The 26,902-nt window shown below is 55.1% G+C and carries 18 protein-coding genes and 1 pseudogene; 1 reads left to right on the top strand and 18 read right to left on the bottom strand.

Annotated features, from left to right (window positions below; genetic code table 11):
* Positions 1-136 precede the first annotated feature (136 nt).
* The 18 genes and pseudogenes from BZK31_RS26495 to BZK31_RS26580 all read right to left on the bottom strand — a co-directional run bounded on the left by BZK31_RS26495 (position 137) and on the right by BZK31_RS26580 (position 24,591).
* The gene (locus tag BZK31_RS26495) at positions 137-1,174 is read right to left on the bottom strand and encodes an SEL1-like repeat protein (RefSeq protein ID WP_083186187.1); all 1,038 of its coding nucleotides are present in this window, start codon (positions 1,172-1,174) and stop codon (positions 137-139) included.
* A 1-nt stretch (position 1,175) separates the two neighbouring features.
* Positions 1,176-3,107: pseudogene (locus tag BZK31_RS26500) on the bottom strand (phospholipase D-like domain-containing protein).
* Positions 3,108-3,155: 48 nt separating this feature from the next.
* Positions 3,156-3,410 carry a PAAR domain-containing protein gene (locus BZK31_RS26505; protein ID WP_083186188.1) on the bottom strand — a complete coding sequence of 85 codons (255 nt, stop codon included), beginning with the start codon at positions 3,408-3,410 and terminating at the stop codon, positions 3,156-3,158.
* Positions 3,411-3,611: 201 nt separating this feature from the next.
* Positions 3,612-4,709, bottom strand: a complete 1,098-nt coding sequence (gene tssA / locus BZK31_RS26510) for a type VI secretion system protein TssA (RefSeq protein ID WP_083186189.1) — start codon at positions 4,707-4,709, stop codon at positions 3,612-3,614.
* A 90-nt stretch (positions 4,710-4,799) separates the two neighbouring features.
* Complete coding sequence (locus BZK31_RS26515) at positions 4,800-5,318, bottom strand: Hcp family type VI secretion system effector (RefSeq protein WP_043303973.1); 519 nt, start codon at positions 5,316-5,318, stop codon at positions 4,800-4,802.
* A 156-nt stretch (positions 5,319-5,474) separates the two neighbouring features.
* Entirely contained in the window at positions 5,475-7,967 is a 2,493-nt protein-coding gene (gene tssM / locus BZK31_RS26520) for a type VI secretion system membrane subunit TssM (RefSeq protein WP_083186190.1), read from the bottom strand.
* Positions 7,964-8,890: a type VI secretion system-associated protein TagF gene (gene tagF, locus BZK31_RS26525; RefSeq protein WP_083186191.1), complete on the bottom strand. Its 927-nt coding sequence runs from the start codon at positions 8,888-8,890 to the stop codon at positions 7,964-7,966. The genes tssM and tagF overlap by 4 nt, the downstream gene beginning before the upstream one ends.
* A 31-nt stretch (positions 8,891-8,921) precedes the next feature.
* Positions 8,922-12,842: a type VI secretion protein IcmF/TssM N-terminal domain-containing protein gene (locus tag BZK31_RS26530; protein WP_083186192.1), complete on the bottom strand. Its 3,921-nt coding sequence runs from the start codon at positions 12,840-12,842 to the stop codon at positions 8,922-8,924.
* Between the two features lie 30 nt (positions 12,843-12,872).
* Complete coding sequence (icmH, locus tag BZK31_RS26535) at positions 12,873-13,586, bottom strand: type IVB secretion system protein IcmH/DotU (RefSeq protein ID WP_083186193.1); 714 nt, start codon at positions 13,584-13,586, stop codon at positions 12,873-12,875.
* Complete coding sequence (gene tssK, locus BZK31_RS26540) at positions 13,583-14,926, bottom strand: type VI secretion system baseplate subunit TssK (RefSeq protein ID WP_083186194.1); 1,344 nt, start codon at positions 14,924-14,926, stop codon at positions 13,583-13,585. Before tssK ends, icmH begins: the two co-directional genes overlap by 4 nt.
* Positions 14,923-15,732: a type VI secretion system lipoprotein TssJ gene (gene tssJ, locus BZK31_RS26545; protein WP_083186195.1), complete on the bottom strand. Its 810-nt coding sequence runs from the start codon at positions 15,730-15,732 to the stop codon at positions 14,923-14,925. Before tssJ ends, tssK begins: the two co-directional genes overlap by 4 nt.
* A 24-nt stretch (positions 15,733-15,756) precedes the next feature.
* Positions 15,757-18,351 (bottom strand): type VI secretion system ATPase TssH, encoded by a 2,595-nt coding sequence (tssH, locus tag BZK31_RS26550; protein WP_083186196.1) that lies wholly within the window; start codon positions 18,349-18,351, stop codon positions 15,757-15,759.
* Positions 18,348-19,418, bottom strand: coding sequence for a type VI secretion system baseplate subunit TssG (gene tssG, locus BZK31_RS26555; RefSeq protein ID WP_083186197.1), 1,071 nt, complete (start codon positions 19,416-19,418; stop codon positions 18,348-18,350). The genes tssH and tssG overlap by 4 nt, the downstream gene beginning before the upstream one ends.
* Positions 19,382-21,214: a type VI secretion system baseplate subunit TssF gene (tssF, locus tag BZK31_RS26560; RefSeq protein WP_083186198.1), complete on the bottom strand. Its 1,833-nt coding sequence runs from the start codon at positions 21,212-21,214 to the stop codon at positions 19,382-19,384. Before tssF ends, tssG begins: the two co-directional genes overlap by 37 nt.
* Entirely contained in the window at positions 21,214-21,696 is a 483-nt protein-coding gene (tssE, locus tag BZK31_RS26565) for a type VI secretion system baseplate subunit TssE (RefSeq protein WP_043303961.1), read from the bottom strand. Before tssE ends, tssF begins: the two co-directional genes overlap by 1 nt.
* Before the next feature lie 25 nt (positions 21,697-21,721).
* Complete coding sequence (tssC, locus tag BZK31_RS26570) at positions 21,722-23,224, bottom strand: type VI secretion system contractile sheath large subunit (protein WP_083186199.1); 1,503 nt, start codon at positions 23,222-23,224, stop codon at positions 21,722-21,724.
* Between the two features lie 14 nt (positions 23,225-23,238).
* Positions 23,239-23,772: a type VI secretion system contractile sheath small subunit gene (gene tssB, locus BZK31_RS26575; RefSeq protein WP_043303959.1), complete on the bottom strand. Its 534-nt coding sequence runs from the start codon at positions 23,770-23,772 to the stop codon at positions 23,239-23,241.
* 69 nt (positions 23,773-23,841) lie between these two features.
* Positions 23,842-24,591 (bottom strand): hypothetical protein, encoded by a 750-nt coding sequence (locus tag BZK31_RS26580; RefSeq protein WP_083186200.1) that lies wholly within the window; start codon positions 24,589-24,591, stop codon positions 23,842-23,844.
* Positions 24,592-25,784: 1,193 nt separating this feature from the next.
* On the opposite strand from BZK31_RS26580, the gene BZK31_RS30205 reads away from it, so the two are divergent.
* Positions 25,785-26,513 carry a hypothetical protein gene (locus BZK31_RS30205; RefSeq protein ID WP_083186202.1) on the top strand — a complete coding sequence of 243 codons (729 nt, stop codon included), beginning with the start codon at positions 25,785-25,787 and terminating at the stop codon, positions 26,511-26,513.
* Positions 26,514-26,902 lie beyond the last annotated feature (389 nt).

Below are 26,902 nucleotides of genomic sequence, written 5' to 3' on the forward strand. Positions count from 1 at the left end.
TTTCGTACAAAACCTAGCATGATAGCTATGCACCCAAAGCCCACTGCAATAATGCCTGCCATAAGTCGCTCGATTACCATGTCACTTCCTTTAGAAAGCTTCGCCGACGATAATTGTCAATGGCTAAAGTTTAAATTTAAGGCTGTTTTTTGGTTTTTACCAAGTATCTGCCTGTGGCCGGATTGAGCCCTTTCTCGTTACTAAGTTTTCGAATCATTTCTTCCGAAGGTATTTTCACTGGCGGAGCGGAATCTCTCTGTTTTTGCCACTCGAATGCGCCGTCCCACTCTGGGAGCTTTGCGGGCGGCAAAGGAACAATATTTTCAATGTCTGGTATGTTTGCGCCTAAATGCTCATAGATTCTCAAGAAAGTGCTAATTCTGTCATAGCGCGCGGTGCGTTCGGCGTCTGCGGGTAGTGCAAAGTAATATTGTTCTTGTGTAGGATCTGTTGAAGAAAATCCGCCTCTTAAGAAACCCGCACTGTTAAGACTTCCGTAACGAACACCTTTTTGAAAGGCTTGAATGGCTTCTGGATAATTTCCTCTTGTCTTTACATAAACACCGTAGTTGAATGCTGCTTGGGCATTTCCTTGATCCATTGCGCAACGACGCATGTCGATAACCAGTTTTTCATCAGCCCTAGCCTGTTCTAAGAGCTTGGATACGTAGAGCTGTGCGTCAGGGTTGCCTAGATCTGCAGCTCTGCGGAAATAAGAATTAGCCCTGCTTGTGTCTTGCTTAACGCCGTAACCTATCTCTAGGTAGTGCCCCATGTCGTAATAGCCGCCTGGAATCCCTTGTGCAATCATGCTCTCGACAATATCAATAACTTCGTTCTCTGGGTCATCACTTTGGATGTTGCCTTGAAAAATAAGTGTATGTAGATTGCTTGCCGCTTTATAGCTGCCCGCTGCGTAGGCAAGTCGATAATAACGTTCAATCTTAAGATGGTCTTTCACTCCCTCATCTGATTGCAGCATTCTTGCGTAATTATACAATCCTTGGGCGTCAGGGCTTACATTTGGCAAATGGCTCATCTCTTGGGTGCAAGAGAATGCAAGCTTGTCTAGTATGTGAGCCATTTGGCTCTCTGATATGTCCAATGTGTCGTCCTTATCGCATGACCAAAGTGCAGAGCATAAGATGCATATTAAAATTTTTCTAAAGGGCATTTTAATCCTTGTACGTTCTTGAGGGACTGTCCCTTCTAAACTCTGTCAGCGAAGCGGTCGGGCGTGCTCTGTCCTTCGATTTTAGCCGAAGCGCTGCATTGTAAACGGCGGTCTCTGTCCAGATGTCGAATGCTTTCCCAATGTCTTCCCCGTTACCCTGTTGGTTCGTATGTATGCCCCACAGGTGCTTGCGCAAAGGTTTTGTAATCGCGGGCTCTTCAACGCATATATTTAGCTCGCTGTCAACTTCCATGCTTCGCGTGTTAATATTGCTTGAGCCTAGCGTAGTGAAAACGTCATCAATGATCGCTAACTTGCTGTGTATATAAACATCCATCCAGCTTTCAGGTGGGGAGTCGGGTGCAACCAAGGTGCAGACTAAAACTTTTAGGCCGTTGATCGATTCCATATTTACGGCTTTTGCGCTCTCAGCTGGCAGTTTTGCTTTCAGCGCCCTGTATTCCGCTTCTGCTTGAGTGGCTGCCTTTCTTTGCGGCTCCCAGAGTTTACTCATTGCTGGATTAAAAGAGCTTCCATAGGTTCCTTCGATAATAGTTATTTTACCTTTGGCCGTATCGTAACGCTCTTTTGCACGTGCTACCTCGGCCTCTAATGCTCTATTGCGCTCTTGTCGTGAAACAACTGGTATCACATCAGGGCGTCCCAATTGCTTCAGCATGCGATAAGTATTTATAGTGCCATCACCCATCCCCTCTTCTGAAGAGTTGGTCACTACAAAAAGATAAATCGGGCCATGCTTGCTCAGGCTTCATCCTTCAGCAAATTGACGTTGAACGTTTTCCTTTATCTTCTCCGCCAATGGTGGCCATCGGAAATATTGGTTTTCTAAGTACATAAATTTTGTTACGTTACCAGCGGCTTTCAGATAAAGATCCCGGATGTCACGTTTGTTTTCCTGAGGTTGGGTTCTCAGGACTTGGGCCATCATTTTCGGACCGTAACCGCTACGGGTTTTAAGTTTATCTGCAATAGCCTTTCTAGGCGTCAGAAGATCCACGCCTGTTTCACGGAGCCAAGCTTGTGCGAAGTTGTGGTTAAGGTACTCAAGTATCGGCCCAGTTACACGGCTGGAGATGTCTTGCCGCGGTGTTGCACCATTTCGCCCCAGGTGTGCATCCATTCGAACGGCACTATGGTCGTCCTTATCCCAGTAAGCATCCAGTGTATTGTGGCCCATCACAAAACCTATTGCGCTGGCCGGTGTTTCACAATCTATCAGTACCATTTTTTGATGATGTGTGGGAACGGCGGCCATCGAGGCTGCTGTGATGGCTTTGTTCCAAGTTGATCTATTAGCGTCTGCACTTCTAATCGCGACTTGCCATGCAATTTCAATCCTGTCTACCAAACCCATATCTCGCGGAACAAACTCGATATTTTTTAATGCTTCCTTGCCAAGGCTAAACGCTGTGGCGAGAAGAGTGCTTTTGGGTTCGGCCAGCACTGAGCGTGTCCCAAGCGTAGACTTAGTGGCTCTTCGATACCACTCCCAGTCAATAGTGCGTTGAAAATCGTTGCGAAGATCACTTTTCCAAGATGCCAGATTTCGACCAGGTGTCATGTTTTCTGCAAATGCAGCCGTAACGTGCAGACTGTCAGACCAGCAAAGTATACGTACTTTTACGCCCTCTTCAGCCTTCAGTGCAAGAAGCTGACCGATAGTCAGCGAACTCGTACCTCCTCGCTTGAAATACATAGATGGCTGAAAACCCCAACAAATCATTTCAATGCTGTTTTTGGCTGCCATAACAGAGTCATACAAAGCGCCAAATGCACGTTCGCCGTTTACGAGAGGCTCGAAGGTAGCGTCTGTCGGACAGTACTCGGTACCCTGTACGAACCAAGGTAGGTTTATATTGCACGACATTCCTTTTCGAGTTGCTATTGGGGTCGTAATCGAAGATGTAGTCATGCCCGAACTTCCTGTACGCGGTAAATAATGCCGTTTATATTTGTTGTGTCAGATATCAAGCGTGTCTGACTGCGTGGCCATTAATCGTGCTCCGCAGGAAACATAGTCGCCGTCCCGTGCGACGGGACGTCCATCGACGAGTAATGTTTCATCACCGCTAACGATCTTTCCTATTCCGTGAGGGCATGACACTAGGTCGCCTACTCGTGCTACCGCCAAGCCGTTGATAAAAGTACTGCTTGACCCCTCGAGAACCCGACCTGCATCGGAAGTAGGATCGTTAATGACTATAATTGGACGCATGTGTATTCCATTAAGAATGTTGGCTCCATGCTGGTTCGACAATTTTGTTAGTTGTTTTTTATCTTTTTAAATATTTCAAATTCTACGCTACGGTCATCGCTAGCTGGATGATGTCCTTTTCTCACTGCCTGTTCGTGTGCTGAAAAAAAGCTACTATTTCGAGCCAAGCTAAATTTTTCACATCACACTTTTCTTTATTTTTTACTGCTTCGGCTCCTTCGTCCCCAACACATCCCGAATGCTGTCAACGACATTGCTGTCCTTGATCACATCGTTCAGCCAGCCTTCCAGCGGCATGTTGCCCCACTTGATGGCGCGTTCGATCAGGTAGGGCACAGGGCTTTGTGGTTCGGTGTTCTTGAAGAACTGTGCGACGCTGGCGAGCATGGTGAAGGCTTCGTCGCGTGTTGCCGGAGTCGTGCGCAGTGGTGCGGACGTAGTGTCCTGGCTGGTCTGGGTCATCACAACACCTGCATGTTGGTCGGCGGCAGTTGCAGGCGCGGCTTCGGCCTGGGCGGGCGGAGCAGGGTTCAGTTCGATGCCGCGATCCTTGAGCAGCTTTTCGGTCAACTGCCCACCGCGCTGCAGCACATCACTCAGGGTTGCGAAGCTTGGAGCATCACGTCCGAAAAGGTTATCGCAGGTGGCCTGGAGCTGCTGACAGGCGTAGAGGCTCGCGGCGATTTCCGTAGACTTGAGACGCAAGTGATCCGTATCGGTCAGCACCACGGAGCGTTGGAAGATCTCGGCGTTGATCTTGCCTTCGTCAACGGCTGCCTGCATGGCTTTGGGGTTTTGTAACGCCAGGTTTTCCACATGGCGGGACTCGTCGTAGCGCAGAAGCCCGAAGTTTTGCCCTTGAGTGATTGGCAGGCCGCCCACCACTTCGGTCAGCGAGGTTTTCAGCCAGGCGAGGCGGGCGGCGCGCTCTTCGACACCGTCCTCGAGGGACGGAAACAAGTCGTCCCAGAAATTTTGCAGGATCCGCTCCGCTAACGTCATGCCGAAGGTAATCCCTACAAAATGGTACTTGTGCGCCAGAGCTTCACCGAGCCAAGCGACAAGCATCAGGTCCTTGCTCTGTTGAGCAAGGCCTTGCGCAGCCAAGGTAATGGTCAGCTCCCAGTCCGAAGACTTGAGGTCGGTCTGCCAGTCACCTTGGGTGAGGTAATCGGGGTCTGCTCGCCGAGCTTCCTTGACCTGATCGAACAGGGTGGAAAAGCTCAGGTCTTCGCCACTTCCCCCGTTGATGGGTGCCGTCAGATCGGCAAGCGAAAGGTCGTTGAGAAATTCAGACATAGTCAACTCTGATCAGGAATAAAAGACACCGTGTCCGGGCAGACACGGTGTTGAAGACGGGTCGCATGCGCGACCCGAAGTGACACCGTTTTATGCGAAAACTTTGTTCGCAGTGCGGTCCCAGCCGCCAGTGACGTTACCGCCACCCTGGCCATCGGAGCGGCTCTGCTGGGTGTAGGTTGTCTTGATGCGTGCGAAGTTGAAGCTGATTTCTTCAATCGGCAGATCGCTGACGGCATTGTCTTCGCCAGTCTGGAGACCACCTGCAACAGCCTTCACGGAAGACACGACAACTTCTTCCAGGTTGATGGTCAGGTAGGTCAGCTTGTCGCCGCCTGCACGGTTAACGTTCAGCTGGATCTTGGCGATGTGAGTGCCTTTGCAGCACGCTTCGAACAGCTTGGCAGAAGCCTTGTCGACGGCCTTGCGGATGCTGAAGTCGCTCAGAGCAACACGCTCGGACGAAGCACCGCCCGAGGAACTGGCGGTAGCGGAGGTGGCCTGGGTAGCGCCGTACTCATAGCCGAGCACTTCGATCCAGTCCTTGTGCTTGTCGTCCAGAACTTCACCTGGAATGCCGTCGATTTGGATGTACGCGTCAAATGCCATTTTCTGCTTCTCCTTTCTTCATTTAAGGTCGTAGCGTCTGTAACAGATCACGACCCTCTGATTAACCTTCCTGAAACAATCAAGAAAGGTTTTCTTACCACGGCCCCGGCCCCGCAAAACGATGACCCAGGCTTCGGTTTGCTTTAAGTACTGGCGTCAGTTGAGCGCCCGTACTTCGATCTCCACACGCCTGTTCGGCTCAAGACACTGAATCAATTGAGCCCTGGGCTGCTGCATGTCGCACTTGACCAGTGGCTTCTCGCTGCCTTCGCCAACGGCATCGACCAGTTCGGCAGGTACGCCCTTGCCGACCAGATAGGTCTTGATGGTTTGTGCCCGTTGCTTGGACACCTGCATGTTGCTTTGCGGGTCGCCCAGTTGGTCGGCGTGACCGGCAATGATGATCTTGCCGATGTTGGGTGTGTTCAGCAGCTTACCGGCGATTGCGCTCAACTGGTTCTGACCTTCGGTTTTCAGGCTCTGGAAGTCGGCACGGCCGAAGGCGAATAGGGTGTCCGACTCCAGGGTGATGGTCTCGATGGCTTTCAACGATTGAGTCAGCAGGCTATTGATGTAGTTACGCGAACTGGACGTCAGGAATGCATTGTCGAGAATGCGTGGTACGTCCAACTCATGAATTTGATCGCTGTAGAAGTTGATCTGCCGACTGGCGTACTCGTAATCCTGATTCACCCCAGCGTCGCCGCTTGACGAGAGGTTCCTGCCGGTCTGACGCGCGATGGCGGGATACCAGTAATCAGGCATTTTCGCCTTCAGGAACGCAGGGTCTGCTTTCTCACGTTGTGAGCGCGACAGCATGACGTAGGTGTCCAGCGTAGCTTTGCCGAAATTGGCGATCGATTGCGCACGGTTGTCGGGCGGCAGTGCTTTTGGCTCGACACTGTCCACGCCGGTCACCGGCATCAGGTCTTTGGCGTTGCGCTGATACACCTTGATGGTGGTTAACAGATACAAGGAGCGCGTGAGGTTATCAGCGGTTGGCTTGAGCATCACGCTTTCCAGGCGGTTGAAGTACCGCGTACGCAACAGTGGCTCGACTTCATAACCCTGATAAAGGCCTAGACGCAGGCGCAGAGGCACTCCTTCGTCGTGGTGTCGCCCGTAATACAGCGATGTCCAGAACCGCATGCGATCCAGCGTCTGCCATTCGGTGTACTGACCGGTTGCCTTACTGTCGTCGACAGCTGCTTGTGCAAGCTCGGTCGAGATCGTGTGAATATTGTCCTTGTTGTTCCAGTACGACCAGCCCCACAGACTGCACAGCAGCACGGCAACGGCGCTGGCGCCGCCAATCCATGCGGCCTTGCGGCGGCGTTCACGGTGATTGGTGGTGTACAACGCCACCAGGTGCTGGTCCGGGATAATCACTTTGCGGAACAGGCTATTGATGAACAACGGATGCGGCTGTGCATTGCCGTTGGCCACATCCTGCTCGCTTTCCAGCAGGAAACGCTCTGTGACATGGCGTGCATGCCCGCCCATTTCCGGCTGGTCGGCGTCCAGTGCGCTGGTGAAGTAGAAACCGCGTAACAGTTCTGCATTCTGATACGGGTTGGCGCGCAGCAGCGCGTCAACGAACAGGCTCAAGCGCGGTTTCAGGGCTTCAAGTTCCAGCGGGAAGCGATACACCGCGTTGTCCTGACGAGTGATCTGGATGTCCTGAGTCACCAATTGATAACCGGCGACCTGTTTCCAGTAACTGATCAGTTCATCCATTGCCACGCCAAAGCGCTGACCCCAGTCGGCTTTTTCATAGCCTTTGTGGGAAAAGGTTTTGCCCATCACTTCGCCACGTGAAGCGTCGTCCAGCTGGCGATAGAAAGGTGCAAAGCCCGGCACCAGGTCGCATTTTGTAAAGACCAGGTAGACAGGCAGTCGTACTTCCAACAGCGAATGGGTCTCCTGAATGCGCTCACGCAGGCGTTTGGCTATACGCTCCTGATCTTCGACAGACGATTGCAGAATGTCGTGGATGCTGACGGTCACGATCAATCCGTTGAGCGGACGACGCTGACGGTGCTGACGCAGCAACTGTAGGAACGCACGCCATTTTCCTGCTTCTTCCTGGTCGTTCATGTACCGGCCAGCGGTATCCAGCAGTACGGCTTCGGAGCTGAAGAACCAGTCGCAGTTGCGCGTTCCTCCCAGTCCGGAGACTCGGGCGCCTTCGCGTTCTGCATAAGGAAAGTTGAGCCCGGACTGATAGAGCATGGTGCTCTTGCCCGCTGCTGGCTGCCCAACCACCAGATACCACGGCAAAGCGTAGAGCGCGTCCTTGGCGTTGGTGCCACGCGGCTTGTTGCTGTTCAGACGCTCAATGCTTTGCAGCAGGCGCTCGCGTAGCAGGCTGATTTCCTCACGGTCGGCCGGGCTTGCGTTGAGCACGGCCTGATCGGCGTCTTCGCGCAGTAGACCTTCCAGATTGTGATGCTGTGAAACGCCCCGATACATGAGGAGTACATAACCTGCTGACAACAACAGGAACACACCGATACCGGTCAGCAGGCTGTTCAACGAACTGAAATCGAGGGCGCGACCAATGCTCCAGACGATGAAAATCGTCAGGAAGAAGAACACCCCGAGAATGTAGGGCTGGTAACGCAGAAAGTAGTATTTGATTTTATTCATACGGACTTCAAATCCAGCACATCGACAAAACGGTCGATAACGTCATAAAGAGGTCGGTCCATGTCCGCAAACACGTGGCCCCGATGGTGTTCGTCGAACGCCTCGAAGGGCTCCAGCACGTCATAGTTTTCCGATCGGTCGCCAGTACCTGTCACTACGCGGTATACCCCGGTGGTGTTGCGCGACGGAAAGCAGAACAGTCTGGGACGCATGAAGTCATCCGCCAGAATGCAGATGTGTGGCACAGCATGATCTGTAGCCATGCGCGTCAACCAACTGACCCATAGATCGGCGGTCGGATTTTTCAAACCCCGTTCGGCGGGCAATGGCAGCGAAATACCAATAGGTGCCTGGTGGTACATGGGACGGCCCAGCGCTTGCAATCGTGTCAGTACGGCGTTGGCAATGAATTCCGGGTAGGAGCTTTCAAGCGATCTTGCAATGTCGCGTAACGTGAAGTTCACCAGAAACTTTTCGTGCACACGTCGGAACAGTTCGAAGTCCTGACTTTGCAACGGTCTCAGCGCTCTTATGCGCTCGAAGACAACCGCTGTGGACTCCCCTTGGGCCGCCATATGCAGCAAAGGTTTAATCTGGGCGCAGAACAGTTCGCTGAGTGTGAATGGGTTCACGAATAGCCCGGCGTCGCTGGACTTAACCGTTTGAAAGATGAAAAACGGATAACGTCGCGCGCTGGAGTCCCTGGAGCTGATCAAGCCGCCGACCAGCCAGTTTCCACTGCGTGCACGGTAGCTGAAGAAGCACACCGGCAAGCGGTCGAACAGCGTGCGCCAGTCATCGCTTTGTTGCATGGAAACGAGCGCCCCCTGCAGCCAGGCGTCGAACTCGCATACGTCATCACTGGCGCCATGCAGGCTGACGAAATCCGGGCTGGCAGGCACTTTTCCGAAGCAGCCGATCATCGTCCGCGCCCCCTTTGCGCCTTGTAAATGTTCACTTGGTCCGCCCGTCAGTTGCATTCAGCGCGCTAAGCGCCTTCACGTTCGCAAGATCAGTCAGCTTGACGCCGCCGTAGTTGCGAACCACGAGGCTGACCTGTCCTTTGGCGGTATTCCAGCTGAAACGCTGCTGGATGCCATCAAGGTCGCTGACGCGTGCGCTGTCGTTCATGCGCAGCAGACCCCAACGACCGGTATAGTCGAACACGGTAATGCGCTCGCCGGTCAGCGTAACCACATCCAGACGCGCGCCCGGTGCAGTGGTGGTGCCTGGCCATGAGAAGCGGTTCCAACTGGTCCTGCCGTTTCGGTAGTGCTGTTCCTGACCATCAAGGGTGAAGAGGATGTCAGTGAAATTAGCCGACGGCTCCAGCATGATCTCGAAACCATTGTCCTTGTCCGACAGACTGGCAATGACTTCGCCCAGCGAGCTGGCCTTGTCGATGTTGCTGACCATTTTTGGATTGACCAACGGAGCGGCCTTGGCATCGCTGCTCATGCCCAGGCCTTCGCCACCGGACAGGTTGCCGATTTCGTTTCGCTTGAAGTTCGGCAGCAGCCCGGATTCAGGGTCCACGAAACGTTGCAGATCCTTGACCGAAGCTTCATTGCGGCTGTCAGCTGAAATTGGGTAGCGGTGAGCCATGACCTGTTCCCAGGGCTTGGCGACTTGTTGGGCCCAAGCTTTGGCGATCTGCTCGCCAGCCGGATCTCGCAGGGTTTCCCAAGCGAACTGAATCGGAAGGCTGAACAGACTTTGCAGAGAGTTAGACAGACCGCCCTGGCTGGTGTCGACCGTGGTTTCGACATAGTTGCGCACACTGGTGACTTCGCTTGGCTGACCTTCGAGCGTTTCGCTGATCAGTTGCTTGCTGCTCTTGCCAACATCCTGAGAGCGCTGGATGTTGTTCATCCGTACTTTGAGCTTTCGCAGCGCAGCCAGGTAACGGTCCATGATGGTGCTGTCGGCGCCCTCGGCGTTTTGCGCAGCGAAGACACGCGATACCGGCTCGAAACGCTTGGCAAGGCTACCGTCATCGACCGCAGGCAGCGGCGAAATCAGAACGCTGGCCGCCGCCTCCTTGTTGTCAAAGATGCCGCTGACCTTGCCCCAGAAACCGTCATCGCGTTTGACGCCGACCTGCTGCGCTTCGCGCGGGGCGGGTACGTCCCACTGAGTGTTGTCGTTGACCGCAGACAACAGCAGTTTTACCGGGGAGTTACGCACATCGCTGAGCAATGACAATTGTTGTGTGGCGTTGGCCATGTCGGTGAAGCGACGAACGCCTACGCTGTCCACCATCGTGTACCAGGCTTGTGTGTAGTCACGCTTGTAGCGCGCCATGAACTCGCGGACGAAGTTTGCTTTTTGTACGACGCTGTCGCCGCCCTCGCCATCAAGCACCCAGTCGGTCTCGTTCCGCAGGTTGCCGGATACCATCTTGATCAACTCGGGCTTCACGAACTCTTCCCAACCTTGGCGGGTGAAGATCGCGGGCACCGCTTCCGAACCGTATAGCAACTGGCGACCCGGCATCGGCACCAGATCGTTAAGGCCGATGGCTGGGAATTGACGGCTGGACTCCAGCTGAAGACGCAGGTACTCACGATCCACCAGCGAGCTGGAGATCATAAAAAATTTCAGACTCTTTCTGGTTTCATCGATCAACTGTTCGTTGCGCGGCAAGGCAGGTGCCTGTCCGTTCTTGAGCAGTTGTACGTAAACCGGTGAGTTGTCCTGAATCACGTCTTCGCTTATTGGATTCGCCTGATTGGCCATGCCTGACCAGGCCACTGGCAACGCTACATCGACGAACTCGGTTTCCGGGTGCGCAGATGGCTGGGTCAGAATCAGATAGAGCTTGAGGGCGTTATATGACTCGATGATGGATTCAACTTGCCGCTCATCCAGTCGTCCCAGCATTTCCTCCGATAGCGACAGGCCGCCGGTGGTGGCCGACAATTCAGCGGCGTCGTTGGCGGTCGCGGGGTTGCGCAACGCCGCGATGGCGTCGGTACGCGTCTGATTGGCCGTGCCTCGGGCTGCGCCGGTCAAGCGTCCGGTGACATCACTTGTGCTGCGCGGGATGCTTCCCAAACTGGTAGGGCGACCTGCGGCAATATTCTGAGTCGTACGATCCAGCAGTTTTTTGCCTTGAGCACGCGCCTTGCCGGTTTTGCCGTCAGGGCGAGCCGGCGTTGCACCAAATCCATACTGCGGGTCCATGGTTTTGGCGAACTCGTTGAACTCGCGCATCTGCAATTGCAGCTTCATCGTGATCGGTTCAAGCGCCTGGGTCCGCAACTGTTGCAAGTAGGCGTTCTGGGTCGCGAGGTAGATATCATCTCCCCGGTACAGACCACCGCTCAGTTGCAACGGAACGCCTTTGGTACGGTACTTTTCGATGGCTGCCAGCTGATTGCGCAACAACTCCAGACCTTCGCCGGAAGAAAGACGCTGCGCACGGTCAGGTGACTGCTTGAGCTCGGTCAACTGTGTGCTGAGCGACGCCAGCCATTCGCGATTGTTCTGGAATGACAAGGCTTGCAGTCCGATGAACGCGAGTCCGATGAACAGGGCTACTGCGATAATGATCGGCCCAATCGATCTGTCACGACCAAAGCGTGATTGATAGAGCGTCAGGTCGCGATCCGGAAAGATGACGCGTCGGAATGTGTCGGTGATGAAGTAACTGCGCTCACCGGTTTTGATGTTGTCGCTACGCGTCGAGGGATCGGTCTCAGGCTCTGGTCGCAGGGCGAAAGAATCCGCAAGGCTGTCCTCGTAGACATGAGCCAGTTGCTTGTCAGTCTGAAGCGCGCTGGTGAAATACAAGCCACGCAACAGGAGCTGTGCGCCGTTGTGATTGCTGCGGGCGAAGTGCTGGAGGAACTGTTCCAGTACTACCGACAGCTCGGCGAAGTAGTTGGGGAAGTTCAGCAGGGCGCTGTTGGCGTCCGCACCCAGCGCTATGATCTGGGCGTCGACATAACGACGGACATGGCCCTGCAGGTTCTCGAGCTTGCTGTCGAGTACGCTGCGCAGACCTTCGCTGCGGATCTCCGACAGACCGAACGTCATGCCCAGCGGCTGCTGACGTTCATGCAGGTCAAGGCCCTCGAATGCCTGACTGAAGCCCGGTAGTTGGTCGGTCTTGCTCAGCATCAGGTAGATAGGCGGGTTGGCGTCCAGGCATTCGGTGTACTCCTCGATGCGCGACACCAGTCGAGCAGCAAGGTCGTTACGCTCGGAAGCGCTTGACGCCAGCAGCTCTGGCAGACTGACCACTAGAACCAGACCGTTCACTGCGGCTTTGCTGCGCTGCTTTTTCAGCATGCGCAGGAAACCGGCGAACTCACTGGCTGACTGATCGTCACGCAGGTAACGGCCAGCTGTATCGATCATTACGGCTTCAGGGCTGAAGTACCAGTCGCAGTGCTGGGTGCCGCTTTGATGTTCGTTGGCGCTGCTGGCAATGCTCGCAGACAGGCCCGAACGGGTCAGCAGCGAGGTCTTGCCTGCGGCGGACATACCGATGACCAGATACCAGGGCAGATCGTAAAGTGCGGACGAACCACCGCCACCGGCCGAGCGATCGGTGCGCAGCATGGCAATCGCGTGCTTGAGGCGCTCACGCAGCACTTGCTGGTCGCGGAACTCGCCTGTCGATTTCAGCGACCGGTCAACCTCGATCTGGACCAGATTCTCAAGATTGTGCTCGGTGCGAATCCGCTTGTACTGACGCAACACGATCAACAACAGATAGAAGGCACTGATGATTGCCATCGCTTCAAGCGTGTAATCGCGTAGCCAGCTGACGCGAGGTGCGACAAACCAGCAGACGGCCAGGCTCGCCAGCCACAAGACCGGAACGAGGAACCAGAAACTTTTTAACAGGCGCAGTAATGTCTTCATGTCTTCCTGACTCGGTTACCTGATCTGGACTCAAGCATTGAACAGTTGGCTGATTTGTTCGGCCAACGCGGCCACGTCCTTGCCCAGCAACCAGTCAAGGGTCAAGTAGACACCCAGGCAGACGATTGCAATGAGCACCAGATAAAGCCAGACAGGAACTTCATGGCGAAGCATCTGCGAAACCTGGTCGGGCAACGCCCAGTCAGGCGAAAGCGCCTTTGGCGTTTTACGATGCCGGGCGATGTCCTGGCCCAGCGTATTGGCCAGATAGCGCAACTGATCTTTCTGCCCCAGCCCGTACTTGCCTTCGAAACCCAACGCCAGGCACAGGTGGTAAACCTCAAGCACATCGAGATTCTTTTTCACGTCTGCGCGCAGAGAGTCGATCTTCTCGAAGAAGCCTTCGCCTGCCAGATGAACGCCGAAATAGCGGAATTGCAAAGGCTGTAGTTCGAAATGACGACGCAGATCGTTGTCACCCGAACGCAGTACGCTTTCATCGAGAAAGGCACACAGCGCGTACTGAGTGTCCTTGACCTGTTCAACGCTGTAGTTGGCGCTGCGACCTTCACGCTCCAATGTGGCGAAGAACGTTTCGACGCTGGCTTCGAATGCATCCACCGAAGTGACCTGACGGCCACGACGCACTATCAGTGCCATGCTGATGAAGTCTTGGACCAACTCTTTGAGTGTGGGTTTTTCGGTTGCAGCCGCAGCGGCACCTTGCATTACGGCTTCAGTCATTTGAGTACCGCCATCAGTTCAAGCTTCAGATTGGTAAAGGCGCTTGGCGCATAGAAGGAGATAGCCTGAGCTTCCATCATTCGTTCGTAGACTCGCCCATGGGGTTCTATGGAGAAATAGTGGTTGTCCAGGCGAACGGGAATGGCATTGGGCAGACGAGTCGAGTGATTCAGCGTGACGCCCGGCATGGCGCTGTTGACCACCACCTCGATGTCTTCTGGCGAGCCGACCTTGAATGCACGCGGCACCAGCTCCAGCAGGCTGGAACCTGGCATGTCCGCATGGACCGAAATGTAAAAGTCGGCTTCTGTCAGGCGCGGATCCAGCAATTGTCCCTGCCAGTACGACGGCTTGGTCTGCGAGAGATTGATGATGATGCACTGGTTCGGGATCACGTTATCCAGCAGAACCCGAATCATCTCGTCCAGCTTTACCAGTGACGCGGCCGGGTCGTGATGATCGTATTCAGGAATGTCGTGAAGCTGCGTATCCAGCGAGAATGTCAGCAGGCCACCGGCGAGTTCCGCAAGAAACAGGTACAGCCGCTCTGGATGCAGGCGCGGGTGCGCGAGCAAATGCGCCAGATTGGGGTACGCGCGGTTCACTGTATTCAACAGCCAGAACAGCGTGACATCACTTGAGCCAAATTCGGCGATCTGGTCGGCACGTTCACGGCGACGTCCGGAAAGAGCCTTGCTCTTGGCCTGCAGCACGCCAAGCAAGCGCTTGCCCAGACCAATCAGCGTGTCGTGTGTGCCGACATGCAGCGTCGGGTGTACGAAATGGGCATCAAGGTTGAAGCCGCCGATGTTGTTGCGCGTGAGGCGTGCAATCGGGCAGTAGCTGTAACCGTCCAGATTGTCGCCGTCGATCAGCATCACGACGTTCAGGCGCAGGCTGGTGATTTCGTTTTCCAGATCACCTTCGTTGAGGTCTGGCAGCGTATCGAACTGCTTGCGAAAGCGACGTGCGCTCTTCTGTTCCTGACCGTCTTCTACGTAGTTCAGGCCGAAAGGCTCGGGCAGTTTCAGCGCTGCGTACACCTTGAGTTCATTACCTTTGAGCAGGTTCTTCAAGTCGCGAGCGGCTGGCAGCGGGTCGTGCTGCGGAGCGTCATACAGGCTGCCGTCGGGGAATACCAGCTTCAGGCGTTTCAGTTGCAGAGAGCCTGTCGCCAGCGCCTCTTCGTCGACTTGGAGGGTCTGCACGCCCCAGTGAAACGGGGTACTGCGCAACGTCGACTCGGCGAGTTGATGCTGGTGAAATTCATCCTGATATTGGAAATGCTGCGGCAAAAGGAACATGCCTTCCGACCACATCACTCGGCTTTGCTTACTCATTTGGCGCCTTCCAACAGAGAATTGAATGTTGAGTCCATCGCCTTTTGCGCAGAGTTGCCGACAGCGTCTCCGGTTTTCTCGATGGCGGAATCCTGAACACGCTCGGTCAGGCTCTTGCCAGCGGGCTGAGCCGGTTTGGCCGCCTGCGCAGGTTGTACCGGCGTTTCTGGCTGTGCGGGTCGTGTCGGCAGCGAGTTGGACTTGGCGAACTGCTCTTCAGTCTTGAGCTTGTTCAACACGTCCACGCCACGCACGGCGAGGATGTAGTTGTTATCCACCAGCACGCGTACGCCGTCGGACGAGAACCAGATGCCGTCCTTGCGAAGCGAATTGGCGTCAAAGGCCACTTTCCAGCGACTGTCCTGATCGGTTCGGAAGAACGCTGCAATACCCACGTAGGAGGCACCTGGGTTCAATGGCCATTGATCGGTCTGTCCCATGCCTGGCAGCAGGATGAGTTCACGACTTTCAACCAGCGTATTGCCCAGCGCCTTCTGTGGGTCGTCCCAAAGGGTGTCGGCATTGATCGACTCGAAGCGCTCAAGCGACGACAGTTGATAGACGCGCACGACCACCGAAAGCGGCTTGCCCGACTCGTCCGGGTTGAGCGAATTGCCCCCGTCGGATGTCAGGATCACCTTTTCGTTGTCGCCGAACATCATGTCGCCCGCCCAGGTGTCGTCCATGCGCTTGGCGACACGGTCGGTCACGCCGCACGCGGACAGCGCCATCATCATTGCCAGAACAGTCAGACACTGTGCCAGGGCTTGCTTCGAGGAACGAATGCCTTGAAGTCTATTACTCATGACTTGCTACCTATGGGTGATCGATTACATCAGGCTGTAGGCGAAATCGCCGTCGCTTCCCAGCTCGATGGTCAGGCTCTGGATCGGTTTGTCCTGCGCCATTCGCTCCAGGACGCGCTGAGCGAGTTCCGGCATGAGGGTCTTGGACAGAATGTTGTCGATGTTGCGCGCGCCGCTGTCGACTTCCGTGCAGCGCGAGGCAATCGCCTTGACCAGCGCTTCGTCGTAACGCAGAACGGCCTGGTGATTGCGTTCGAAACGTTTACGAATACGCTCCAGCTTCAAGCCGACGATGCGTTCCAGAATCTCGTCCTGAACCGGGTAGTACGGCACGATGGTCAGGCGGCCGAGGAAGGCAGGCTTGAATACCTGATTCAGTTCGTCACGCAGCCCTTCCACGATGTCATCGGGCGTCGGCTTCTGCTCAGCGTTCAGGCACCATTGCATGATGCGGTCAGTACCAGTGTTGGAAGTCAGAATGATCACGGTATTGCGGAAATTGATCTCGCGACCTTCGCCATCGTCCAGAACGCCTTTATCGAAGACCTGGAAAAACAGTTCGAGTACGTCCGGGTGGGCTTTTTCCACCTCGTCGAGCAGCACGACGCTGTAAGGCTTGCGTCGAACCGCTTCGGTCAGGACACCGCCTTCGCCGTAACCGACATAGCCCGGTGGCGAGCCTTTGAGGCTGGAGACCGTGTGCGCTTCCTGATATTCGGACATATTGATGGTGATGACATTACGTTCACCGCCATACAGCGTGTCAGCCAGAGCCAGAGCGGTTTCAGTCTTGCCGACGCCACTCGGGCCGAGCAGCAGGAAAACACCAATCGGCTTGTTCGGATCTTCCATGCGGGCCCGGGAAATCTTGATGCGTTTGCCGATTTCTTCCAGCGCATGATCCTGCCCCAGTACACGCTCACCCAGCAGAGCGGGCAGGCTTTGTACCGTATCGATTTCGTCGCGCAGCATCTTGCCGAGCGGAATACCGGTCCAGCCCGAAATCACTTCACCAATGGTGCCGCCATCCACCAGAGCATGAACCAGCGGTTGTTCGCCCTGAACAGTGCTCAGCTCGGCGCGCACGGCGGAGATCTCGTCAGCATTCGGGGTATCGGTGCTCAGCGCGCCGAGCTTCTCGACCAGCTCCAGCTCACGTTTCCACTGTTGCTCCAGGGATTCGCGGGTCTGTTGCTCGGCTTGCAGTTCTTCGTTCAGGGTCGCAAGACGACGGGCGTGGTCGCTGCCCTTCGCGGCTTCCTGCTCCAGCACTTTGATTTCAGCCTGAAGGTTATCGATCTGACGCTTGCAGTCTTCCAGCGCGCCTGGCTGGGCAGACTGGCCTAGAGCAACGCGTGCGCAGGCTGTGTCCAGTACGCTGACAGCCTTGTCCGGCAACTGGCGACCCGTGATGTAGCGGTTGGACAGGCGCACGGCTTGTACCAGCGCTTCATCCATTACTGTGACCTTGTGGTGTTCCTGCATCTTCGCCAGCAGGCCGCGAAGCATGTGGATCGCCTTGTCTTCGTCCGGCTCTTCGACTTTCACGACCTGGAAACGACGCGCCAGGGCGGCGTCTTTCTCGAAGTACTTCTTGTACTCCGCCCAAGTGGTGGCAGCGATAGTGCGCAGCTCGCCACGGGCCAGCGCTGGCTTGAGCAGGTTGGCAGCATCGTTCTGTCCGGCCTGACCGCCCGATCCGATAAGGGTGTGCGCTTCGTCGATAAACAGGATGATCGGGTGCAGGCTGCGTTTGGTTTCTTCGATGACGGATTTAAGGCGATTTTCGAATTCGCCTTTGACGCCCGCACCGGCCTGCAACAGGCCCAGGTCCAGCGTGTGGATCGCCACGTCCTTGAGTACCGACGGCACGTCGCCCTGAACGATGCGCAGCGCCAGACCTTCAACGACGGCAGTCTTACCCACGCCCGCTTCGCCGGTGAGGATCGGGTTATTCTGACGGCGACGGGTCAGGATATCGACCATCTGCCGCACTTCAAACTCGCGCCCCAGCACCGGATCGATACGACCTTCACGTGCGCTCTGTGTCAGGTTGACGGTGTATTGATCAAGCGCCGGCGTCTTGCCATTGCCCTTGGTGGTTGCACCTGTGCTGGCGTCAGCGCTCGCCAGCGGCTTGCTCAGTTTTGTCTCGGGGCTACCTTCAACCAGTGCGCTCAGGTTCAGGCGCAGGTCGTCAGCGTTGATCTTTTCCAGTTCCGGAGCCGAGCCGATCACGACGCGACGCAGAGCATCGTCGTCCAGCAATGCCTGAATCAGGTGCCCGGTGCGGATTTGCGCCTGACCAAATTCGATGGACGCCAGCACCCAGGCCTGTTCGATCATGCGGGTGATGTGCGGAGACAAGGCTGGCGTACGTGTGTTGCCTTTCTTGAACGTTCCCAGTGACGTCACGAGCTGCGCTTGCAGGCGATCGGGCACGACGTCGTAGTGACGCAGGATCACCGGCAGGTCGTTGTCGTTGTTGTCCAGCAATTGCAGAAGCAAGTGCTCGACTTCAACATCGTAATGATTCTCCGACAGGCACAGTGCAGCGGCGCTTTCAGTCGCAGTACGGCTGGTTTCGTTGAGCTTGGCAAACAGGGACTTCAGGTTCACAGGGAGACCCCATCAAAAGGAATTTGGAAAAGGGCGCAACGTGAGGGCTCCACGTCGACACCGGGACGTTTGAGCCAGCCAAGCCAGCCCAGAGAAACATTGCCTTGGCGACCCAGACGAGCCGCAGGTACAGCTTCGCGCTTGAGCGTGGGGGCAATCTGGAAGTCCAGTTCTGCACCCACGTAGAAGCGCACCAGTTCAATAAGCTTTTGGTAATCCACGGTGCCCGGCTGAAAGCGCTGGTAGTCGGCCAGCTCCAGCGGCCCTAATTCGATGCGCACGCATGACTGGTAGTCCCACACACGATTGCCCGCCACTGCGCTATTGCCCAGCACAGCATTCTTGCGACCGAGCTGAGTACACTGGGAACTGTCGAGCTTTAACCAGCGACCGGCGAATGGCTTGACCTTGAAAGGCAACGAGAAATAAAAACTCAGCATGACTTCCAGGTTCAGGCCGTTGCGTGGCTTTTGAGCAAACATGCCCGAGAAATAGCTGAACAGTTCACGGCGCAGCGGTGAACCGCCTTTTTCAAATTTTTGCTTCTGCGCCTCGGGACCGAATCCCACCAGGTTGAGCAGGTAACGATCAAAGTTCGACGTGCCGTTGCGCTCGTATTCGATGTAGAACTTGTACTTCTGCCAGGCTTCGTAAAACAGTGTGGTCATGCGATGCGAAAAAATGTCCAGAAACGCATGCGCGGCGTCGTCCCGATATTGAATATGCCGGTCGATCAACAGCTCCGTGTACGGACGCGGCAGTACGCCGGACGGTCCGACCAGGCCCATGAACGTGACCTGCACCTCGGACAGCGGTAGACCTGCGGGCGATACTTTGCCTTCGCGCTCGAACTGCAGATCGCTGACTTCACTGGCGGGAAAGTTGAGCGACAACTGAGACCGAAAGCGCAGAGGGTCCTCATGCGGCCTGGTTTCCAGGTCCATGCGGCCGTTCCTGCTGTAATGCAGGCGGAGCAATCGCACCAACTGGAAAAATTCGAATCGGTGCGGCTCAGCCCTTGCCTGGTCGATCAGACCAGGGGTTGATCGCCTGTTCGCGGGGGCCATTGGACCACTCTCTTTTCGCGCTGCAAGGTGCGAAGGGTTAATTGGGTAAAGCTGTTCAACGAACAGTACTGACCGAAGAAGTGGTCGAGCATCATGCCGAACAGAAATACGCCGCTGCCGGTGTACTGGCTCTCATCGAACTTCAAGGTAATGCCGACGCCGCGTACAAAGTTCGGGCGCGGATGGCCGATACGCGCCACTACTGGCTCGCTGCTGACTGACACAATGCCGTTGATCTGTTTGCGAATGGCTGAGACGTTGCGGTAGTTGTAAAGCGACAGCAGCTCGAGCAGCACTTCGCGGCCTTTCGAAACCAGCGACATGTGGTTGAGCGAAAGGTGTGAAATCAGACGCCAGATGACGCCGTTGCCCAGCGGTACCCGAACGGTTGCCGTCGGTTTGCGCAGGCAGCGAATGTCCTTGACCACCGAATTGGACGGGATCGTGAAGTCGCCGCGTTCGCCGCCAAACGGCAACATCAGGGGCAGGTCGCGATTGCTGCACGTCAGGCGGATACTCAGCGTATCGTTGTTGGAGTCGATCAGTTCCAGATCGCGATCCACGACACGGATGAACATGTTCGAGCCATCGTTGTGGCGCGTTTGCACAGGGCGGCGTCGGGCTATCCAGAAACTCTGCCCGGGGCCTTGGTCGCCACGGGGTTCGAAAAACGGATGACAGGTACCCACCTGATCGGCACCGTTGATTTTCTTCACGCGACGCACACGGTCGATCGACACCACTTCGGCAGAACTCTGCAGGCGCACATCCGGCGTCACCGCGTATTCATGCTGAGTATGCGTCAGCTTGATCGGCTCGGCCTGCTGGCGGAACAGATTGATGATCGGCGTGCAGTTGAGCTTGAAGTTGTTGCGGCCAATGTTCTGAGTCAGACGCACGAGACGGTCGGTCAGGTCGTAGTCGGAAAAGTAGAAGTTGATTTCTACCTTGCTGACTTCCTTGCCTGCCAGAATGCGCGCGAAGCCGGAGAGATCGAAGAACATGAATTTGTCGGGGAACGTGAAGTACTCGTGCAGCAGGCGGTAGCCCAGGAACGAGCGCTCTGAATAATCCACCAAACCCTCGTCCAGGCCATAGCCGACAGACTTGAGTGATCCTGCCGGCAACACCACTTCCCGGACGCGGCCTTCGTCTTCGAACGACAACGTCGTCTTGGCCACGTTGTTGAACAGCAGCTCATACAACTGATGCATCAGCGTGCTTTCGCCATCGAGAAAGAAACGCAGGCTGTCCAGTTCCATCTTGCCGAACATCACGTCTGACGTGGCGCCAAGGCCTATGCGCAGACGCGCGATCAGATCGGCGCTGTGTCCGTTGAACGCTGAACGTTCCATTTCGACGAACGATGCGCTTTGTACCGCTATAGGCCATAACTCGACTGGATAGCACGTACGAAATTTGCACACCACACCATCGATTGGCGTCGCATGCAGCTCGGTATGTCGAGCGACACGATAGGCTTCGGTTACCTTTTCCTGTTTGCCGAGGTTGAACTCGACAATCGACATCGATGGCGTAGGGCGCAGGTAATGGGGGTAAAGCACCTCAAGAAACGATTCGACTATTTCTGGAAACTCGTCATCGAGTTTCTTGTGCACGCGCGCAGACAGGAACGAGAACGCCTCGATCAGTCGCTCGGTGTGTGGGTCCTCGCAATTGTCACCTTCAATCAGCAGCCGCGAAGCAATCTTCGGATACTGAGTGGCGAACTCCTGGCCCAGAAAGCGCAGGTGCGAGAGTTCCTTCTCGTAATAGGGGAGCAGATCATCGAGCATCAGTTGAGGTTCTGCACTTTGTATTCCTGAGTGTTGACCTGCAGCACCGCGTCGAAGGAAACCTGACGCGAAATGTCCTGCAGACGCAGTACTGCGTCTACGCGAAATGTCAGCATGCGTTGGCCGGTCTGTTGTGCAAGCAGCTGTACCTTCACACTGCGAAAGCGACGGTCTCCGACGGTAATCGCCTTCTCCAGCTGACGCTGAATCAAGAGACGGTCCTGAGGGTCGAGAACGCTTCTGCTGGTGAAGTCGGGCATGCCATAGTCCAGGATGGTGCCGCCCAGATTGGCAAAACCTTCCAACTCGCCGGCGACCAGAGACTGGCGAGTGTTCACCAGAATCTCCAGGTCGCGGACGATGCTGGCCTTGTAATCGGCCAGCGAGCAAAGACGTTGCGATGACGCTTCCATGGACTGATGCGGTCGATCGTCCAGCAATCGATCCAGCAAAGAAGGCAACAGCTTGTGTTGACTACTCATGTTGCCTCCCTGGCTATGTGGTGGATCAGCCGCGAGTCGATTGCGGCAGTTCGGCGACCAGACGCAGCGACGCCGTCAGTTCATCCAGTTGGTAGTGCGGACGCAGATACGTCACGGCCTTGTAGACACCCGGTTTGCCTGGCACTTCGAACACTTCGGCACGTGCTTCGCGCAACGGGAACTTGGCTTTGGCTTCCTGACTGGCGGTGTCATCCAGCAACACGTAGCTCGACAGCCACTTGTTGAGGAACAGTTCAACGTCCTTGCGGGACGCGAAGCTGCCGATCTTGTCGCGCATGATCGCTTTCATGTAGTGGGCGATACGCGAGGTCGCGAAGATGTACTGCAACTGTGCAGAAAGACGGGCGTTGGCGTTGGCAATATCGGTGTTGTATTGCTTCTGCTTCTGCGTCGACTGGGTACCAAAGAACGCGGCGTAGTCGGTGCCTTTACAGTGAACCAGCGGAATGAAACCCAGATCCGAAAGTTCTTTTTCGCGACGGTCGGTGATGGCGATTTCAGTCGGGCATTTGAGCGCGATTTCACCGTCATCAGTCTTGAAGGTGTGAGTCGGCAAGCCTTCCACCAGACCGCCGCCTTCAACACCACGAATGGCCACGCACCACCCATAACGCGAGAACGCGTCGGTAACGCGGGTGCCCAGTGCGTAGGCAGCGTTCATCCACAGGTATTTGTTGTGGTCACGGCCATCGACGCTTTCCACGAAGTTGAATTCTTCAACCGGCGTGGTATCCGGGCCATACGGCAGGCGGCCCAGCACATGCGGCAGGGTCAGACCGACATAGCGCGAGTCTTCGGAGGCACGGAACGACTTCCATTTGGCGTATTCAACGGTATCGAAGATCTTCGCCAGATCGCGAGGGCCGGCCATGTCGGTGAACGAGTCCCAGCCGAACAGTTCAGGTGACGCCGCCGAAATGAAAGGCGCGTGGGCTGCGGCTGCGACGTGGGAGATCTCTTCGAGCAGGTACATGTCTTCCGGGTTGCGGTTGAACTCGTAGTCACCCAGCAACATGCCGAACGGTGCACCACCAAAGGTGCCGTACTCTTCTTCGTAAATCTTCTTGAACAGCGCGCTCTGATCGAATTCGGACGAGGCCTTGAGATCGCGAACCAGGTCTTTCTTCGAAGCGTTGAGCAGGTGGATCTTCAGCGTGGTGCTGGTCTCGGTCTGGTCGACCTGATACTTCAGGCCACGCCAAGAGGCTTCGAGTGCCTGGAATTCGCTGGCATGCATGATTTCGTTCATCTGCTCGGAGAGCATCGAGTCGATTTCAGCGATGCGCGCGTCGAGCACGGCGATCAGGTCCTTGCTCGGTGTCATCTCGCCTTCGAGTACCTGGGCGACCAGTTCGCCGATCAGGTCGCGGGTACGAGTGCGCTCGGTTTCGGAGCGAGCCACACGGCTTTCGGAAATGATACTGTCGAGCAGGGAGGATTGCGGGGCGAGGTTTTCAACTTCGACCAGAGCGCTGTCCTGCTGAGTTGCTGTTTGCTTGTCACTCATCGTCAGGCTCCTCCTTACTCTTTAGCGTCAGTGGCCGGAACGGCGGCTTCGCGGCCGAACTCCTTGCCCAGGGTCTTGAGCTTCTCGGTGTTCTGCAACACGTCCATCAGCAGCTCTTCCAGTTTGTCGTTGCCACCCATCTTGTTGCGCAGATCAGCCAGCTTGTTGCGCACTTCCAGTAACTTGCGCAGTGGTTCGACCTGACGCACCACGTTCTGTGGCTCAAAGTCTTCCAGGGTGTTGAAATTGAGCTCGACGCCCAGTTGGGTACCGTTTTTGGCCAGCGTGTTGTCGACGCGGTAAGCCAGACGCGGCTTGATGCCCTTGAGCACGCCATTGAAATTGTCACGGTCGATGAAGATGAATTTGCGATCCTTGAGCTTGGGTAGCGGCTCCAGAGGGTTGCCGGAAAAGTCGCCCAGAACGCCTACAACGAATGGCAGCTCTTTCTTTTCCTGAGCATCACCGATATCCACGTCATAGGTGATATGGACCCGAGGCGCGCGAACGCGGTCAAGTTTGTGCTGGGTACTTTCCTTCTTCGCCATCGTCATCTCCTGTGCGAGCAACTCGCTGCAAGTCGTTTGCGTACCGGGCCTGGAACAGGCCTGGCGCGATTAGAGTCCTTCAATCGTCAGCAACAGGCGCTGACGGATTTCATCGTTCATTTCCAGAATATTTTCCTGCCCCACCAACTCTTCGAAACTGGAATTACCTGCAATCTGGGTACTGCTACGGATCACCGATTCGTCAGGTAATTCAGAGCGGACGGGTGAACTGATCACGCAAAACGGCAAATCGCCGAAGTCTTTCAAGCGTTCGAAGCTGACGGGGAAGCGCAGACCTTCAAACAGCCGACTCATACCCGGCGACTTGCTGAGGCAGTAGAACAGGACCAGGTAATGCACCACATAGCGATACAGCTCTGCGCTGCTGCGGTTGGGGTCCTTGATCACTTTGCGAAACTGCGCCAGATCGAACGAATTGAAGCCCACCACCCAGCGAACCGGACTGGTGATACGGATGGTCTGTCCGCTTTGTGACAGCACCATGTCGTATTCGAGCGGAAACAGCTCGGGCGTCGTGCTAATGAGGTTCAGCGGTACTTCCAGTTCGTTGACGAGCTTGAACGGTTCCGACGAGCCAATACGGTCGTAGAGCTCTTTAAGCTCCTTGAAGTGATGCTGAGTCTCACGGCCACTGCTGCGCTGCGCGCCTTGCAGGTATTCACCGAAGAATGTCTGCGGGCGGATCAACAGGGCCAGGGTCGACAGATAGTCGGACGCCTGCGCCTTGAGCGCGTCGGAAATGGCCCGCGTCTGCTTGCGCAGCTTGATCAATGCTTCAATATCGAACGTCTGAGTCATCGGTACATCGTCCTTGAACTCTTCACGACCGTTCCCCGGCTCGGGCCGGGTACGTGGAAAAGCTACGAGTTTCTCGACTGCACACCTGCTCACGAAGCGGTCTCGCCATGCCTCAATTGCAAAACGCGCTGCCACGATAGAGGAGGATCCGGTACTGGCATATAGGAATCGTATAGCCAGCAATGTGGTCTATGGCAGTACTTTTAGTGGGAAAGTTCCTACAGACGGTGGATATTTTCTCGCTTTTGTTACAGTAAGCAATGATGCTTCAATGCCACTATAGGTTTTGATGTCGTTCGTCATATAGCCTGAAGACCTTGAATTTCAAGGGCTTTGCGACTTTTATTGGATCCTTTTTGACGCTCCAAATAAAGCTTAAAAAGGTGAACCGATTCATCCGGTTGCAGCGTTTTAGAGAAACGTAAATCACAGCGTACCAACTAAAGCCCCATTATTTTGCAGCGAGTAAATGATGGCATTTTCGGGGTTCACGCTTGAATCGCGGCGGTTCTACTGCATATTTATGCGTTTTTCTTTAGTCAAGGCCCTGTGCTCTGTCATATGCAAGTTTGTATCAAGGTGTAACGCAACCTGTGCGCCGACAGCCTGCACGTCTGGAGCTGCGTACAGTCCTGCAATCGCCACTGGAGCTTTGTGTTTCGGCCTGTTCCAGTGCACCATCCCGCGGTCTCCGCTCATGCTGGGTGTTCACTTTTTGGAGAGCATTGACAATGCCTTCAACCGCTGGGGGCGCACAGGTAAGCTCGCCGCTGATCTGGCAGTTGCCGGTCTGGAGGCATGCTGCAGTTGCCTCACCCAGACGTTGATTCAAAAACGCTTTGATGTACATATTGTGTATGCCATGAGCTCAACGTCTGATCGCGTAATGCCGAGCGATTTGCCAACCACCGTGATGATCGACCTGGCAGGGCAGACCATAGCCTTACCCACCGAACGTATCGTTGGATTGCAGGCGACTGCAGATGACGCGATTCGCGCGGGGATCACGCCTTATCGCGGGTCATGCGTGCGCCACGATGAATCATCACTTCCCCAATCCCTAGGTGGTGCGTACAAGCCTCACCAAGGCGTTCATCGCGTACTAAGTGGATCACGATATAGTGACTGTCAAAGCGCTGCGTGCGCGAACTGTATAATGGAGACGTTCGTTAACGTTGAGGGGGGGGGGGAGAATGATTAATTCCGACTTAATCAGGACTGCCGGTTGGTCAGCCTTTTTTATGATTGCCTTATTTATGGCTTTTGGTACAGTCGCGCTGGGTAATAACTGGTATGTGTACTTTTTTGTGTTGGGCTTGCTTTTCTTATGGACGCTATATACGGTCTATGTCTGTGAGCGGTTTGTATTATGCATGCAGTCGATAGGGGCGTTATGTGTTGTGAGCTTTACATTGCCTGCTTGTGTGGTTGCATACGGCCTGGCTACAGATGTCTTGTTTGAGGTGGATGTATACAACGTTCTGGTGGGGTTGATTCCCGCTGTAATGGTTGTTATGTCCTATGTTTGGGTGGTTAACACAAAGCCAGTGTTCCAGCCTTTTGAGTATAAAGGCAATAGGGTCCAGGCGCGTCAGGAGGTTAAGGTCAACCCCACGACGAATTACAATACTCCCCTGATAGGTGGTATAACTACTCTAGCTGTTGGCCTTTTTCTAAAGTGGGCAGGGCTATTAACCGGAGGATTCGTCAGTATGTTTATCATGGCAGGTGCAAGCCTCTTTACAATATTCTTTGGGCGTCATGTCATCCGAGGCTTGCGAATACTCCGCATTCAGGAGAAAAATATGTCTGTCCCTTATACATTCATGCAGATTGATGAAATTCGCGAAGCGCGCAGCCGTTGGTGGCTGGGCCGATTTTTTAGATGGGCGGCATCCTCGGGTAAATCGACCGGCGCTTGACGATTGCACATGCTGCCGTTGTGTTAATTTGCTGCTATAAGGAAGCGGCAGACTTATTTTAAAGTGCATTGTGCATGGCCTCTCTTCTATGATTCAGCTGGCGCATGATCATGGGAGAGGGCTTCCGACCTTGTTTTCAGAAACTAGTAATTTTGAGTCTTGCGAGGCGCAATGTAGATAAAGAAGGAGTACGTGGACCGTTACGCTTTGCAACGGGTAGTGTCGTTGGTGAGGTTTTGGCGGTAGAGCCTCAGTCTTATGTGGACTGGAATAGTGCTACCGCAACGGAAGGTTTTTTAAGGACGCCCGCTACGAGCCAGTCGACGAACGTTGCATCGTTTGACGGAGACTTGCGGGCGCCTTAGTGGTAGCTAGGTTTTGTACGAAAA

The sequence above is a fragment of the Pseudomonas floridensis genome (genome assembly GCF_002087235.1).
In the GTDB taxonomy this organism is placed as follows: Bacteria; Pseudomonadota; Gammaproteobacteria; order Pseudomonadales; family Pseudomonadaceae; genus Aquipseudomonas; species Aquipseudomonas floridensis.